1 protein-coding gene is annotated in these 326 nt (G+C 67.2%); it reads right to left on the bottom strand.

What is annotated here, in order from left to right:
* The coding region (locus KUF83_RS16575) for an acyltransferase domain-containing protein (protein ID WP_217455460.1) at positions 1-326 on the bottom strand (326 nt) is incomplete at both ends.

Genomic DNA, 326 nt, shown 5'->3' with positions numbered 1-326 from the left:
CCACCCACCACCGCAGCCGCAATCTCACCCTGCGAATGCCCCACCACCGCATCCGGCTCCACACCCACCGAACGCCACACCTCAGCCAGGGACACCATCACCGCCCACAAGACGGGCTGCACGACGTCAACCCGCTCCAGCGATGCGGCACCGTCAACACCTCGCACCACATCCAGCAGGGACCAGTCCACGAACGGCTCCAACGCCGCCGCGCACTCCCCCAACCGCGACCCGAACACCGGCGACGACTCCAGCAGAGCCACCGCCATCCCCACCCACTGCGAACCCTGACCAGGAAACACAAACACCCGACGACCCGACACATC

Origin of the sequence: Streptomyces sp. BV286 (assembly GCF_019090165.1) — a bacterium.
GTDB lineage: Bacteria > Actinomycetota > Actinomycetes > Streptomycetales > Streptomycetaceae > Streptomyces.
This window is presented reverse-complemented; position numbering and strand designations above follow the sequence as displayed.